We start from the raw sequence: 2,883 nt of genomic DNA, 5'->3' as shown, positions 1-2,883 counted from the left end.
GTTAAGACGGGATTGATGTCGGAAGGTGTTCCAGAAGATGAAATCGCTTTCATCCATGACTATAATACGGAAAGTGCCAAGGAGGACCTTTTTTCCAAGGTCAGAAGCGGGCGCGTGCGGTTTTTGCTTGGCAGTACTCAGAAGATGGGCGCTGGGATGAACGTACAGACACGGCTGATTGCGGCTCATCACTTGGATGTACCATGGAGACCAGCGGATCTTGAGCAAAGAAATGGCCGACTGATCAGACAGGGCAACACAAATAAAAAGGTATATATCTACAAGTACGTGACGGAGAATACTTTCGATGCTTACTCTTGGCAGACGCTGGAAACAAAGCAACGAGGTATCAGCCAGATCATGACCAGTAAAAATCCGGCAAGACGGTGCGAAGATATTGACATACGTGCATTTGAATATGCCGAGACAAAAGCCCTTTGCTGCAGTGATGACAGGATTAAGGAGCAGATGGAACTGCAAAACAGCGTCAACCAGCTGAAGATGCTGAAACAGAATTTTGACGATGAGCGTTACCGTCTGCAGAACCAGCTGCTGCGAAACCTTCCGGCAGAGTATAAGGAAGTTGCGCAACGGCACGAAAATTATACGCAGGATCTGGTGCAGCTCTCTGGACATCAGGATGAGCCGTTTGAAATAACTGTTGCCGGTATCCGGTTTACGGAACCTGCTATGGCGGGGGAAGCGATTTATGATCTGACTGTAAAATATAAAGACAGCGACCGATGGGAGCGGATCGGAAACTATAGAGGCTTTGATCTGGAGACCAGTTTTTATGACGGGAGGTATCGCCTGCGGCTGCATGGCAGCGGATTACACAATTTGGATCGCGGTGCTGAGCCAGGAACGATCATATCCAGGATTGATGAAAAGTTGGGAGATATAGAAAACCTGGAAATGGAATCCCAAAAGAAAATGGAGCAGCTTTCTGAGCAGATGAAGCGAATCGAAAAGGAACTGCAAAGAGAGTTTGCCTATACTGACGAACTTGCCGAGAAAGAAGCGAGACTTGAAAAATTGACTGCTGAATTACAACGTGAAGAGCCTCGTGAGCCGGAAGCGACGAAGGAAGCATATGCGTACAACTATACCAACGGGTACGTCCTGATCGAAAAAGAGGGTGAAGATACCTATTATAGTCTGTATGACAGAGGCTTTGACAGTCAATTTAACGAGCGGTGCTTATATGTCGGCGATGAAATGATCCCGCAGTATATTGTGGAGGACGTGATTTTGAAGCAAGGATATGTATCAAGTGCAGTTGAGCAGACGGATGCAGAATGGCTTAAAGAACAGGTTAAGTTTGCAGAAGTATCTATACGAGCTAACGATGAATGTGAGATTGAATGATAGAGCAGAAGAAATATATTGATAGGAGATAACTGTATGGGCAGGACGCAATGTCCTGCCTTTTATATGCAGGGGATCTGCACCCCTGCAACCCCAGCGATGACACCGGCACGATATATGCCGATGCCTATAGGAATAGTTTGAGACGAAAGACGAATGAAGTCAATCGTCTTTTTATTTGCTTAAAAGGAGGGAGAAAGTTATGGAAAAGCGAAGACTTTTTATTGATATGGATGGTACGCTGGCAGTATTTACACCAGTAGACACCATGGAAACTTTATATGAAAAGGGATATTATGCCGAATTAAATCCACATGAAAATGTGATTGAAGGAGCCAGGCAGTTTATGCAGGCATCAGATATGGAAGTATACGTACTGTCTGCAGTACTGGAAGATAGTCCATATGCACTTACAGAGAAAAATGCGTGGCTAGATCAATATCTTCCGGAAGTTGATTCGGAGCACAGAGTCTTTTTACCATGTGGAAAAGATAAGTCGGAGTATGTTCCGGGAGGAATTAGTGTAGCTGATACATTGCTGGATGACTATTCTACAAATCTGCATCAGTGGCAGGCTGCGGGCGGTCGTGCCATAAAATTGATGAACGGCATAAATGGAACCCGTGGCAGCTGGGTTGGGCAGCGTATAGAGTATGACATTATGCCAGAACAGTTTTGCCATGATTTGATGCAGTATCTGCAGTTGGAAGAGGAAAGCGAAGAGCTGATCACGATTGGAGGGCAGGAATGCATCAAGGTTGAAGAGTGGCAGATTGAAAATGACCATTATGTGATGGGACGGGCTATACAACAACAGGAAGATGAAGATTTTCATTATGTAATGGTCAACGATGATTTACGCAACATCTTTGAATATGATGAAAGACCGTCAAGGCAGAAAGTTGAGGACGATTATATCGACAGGGAGTCAATGCGTGATATTGACCGTTTTGAGGCTGAATTTGGGGCGGATGGATATATCGCGTTTCCGGATTTGCCGGAAAATGAGGCATTAGCGGTAGAGCAAGATTTCTCTAAAATGCCGATAGAACTCATGGCTGCATATGAAAAACTCTATCAATTTCCAGAAGAACGGTGCAATATTGCGTACACTGGCTTTATCAATCCAGTGCTCAAAGATGGAGTAACAAAAGAGCAGGTAGCAGAGGAATACAGAAGAGCACTGCAGGCCATTGGCTATAGTGATGAGGAAATGAAAAATATGTACGTAGAAGAATATTATAACGGTGAAAGAGGGAATTTGCCGTCGATGATTTTTGATATGAAAATGAACCAGATGGCTGATGGAAAACCTATTGCATATATTACGCCAGGCACAAATCGCAGTACTTTTATAGAGGACATGGATGAAGAAAGCAGGCAGAGCCTTGAGATGGCAATCAGGCTGGCAGAAATACAGGAAGGGTACACAGGGTCAGAACTGGAGGATAGGGTTGAGGAGGCTATGAGTAACCGGCTTAGCGCTATTGATGAAAGCCTTCATGTTGAGGAGCG

General features: G+C 44.8%; 1 protein-coding gene and 1 pseudogene. Both read left to right on the top strand.

What is annotated here, in order from left to right; genetic code table 11:
• Nucleotides 1-1,368, top strand: a 1,368-nt coding sequence (locus D1151_RS16200) for a helicase-related protein (protein WP_330588378.1), incomplete at its 5' end; no start/stop codon positions are given.
• Between the two features lie 202 nt (nt 1,369-1,570).
• Nucleotides 1,571-2,883 (top strand): annotated as a pseudogene (locus D1151_RS16195) (hypothetical protein); the annotation flags it as partial.

Origin of the sequence: Emergencia sp. 1XD21-10, assembly GCF_009936045.1 — a bacterium.
Classification (GTDB): Bacteria; Bacillota; Clostridia; order Peptostreptococcales; family Anaerovoracaceae; genus Senimuribacter; species Senimuribacter intestinalis.
This window is presented reverse-complemented; position numbering and strand designations above follow the sequence as displayed.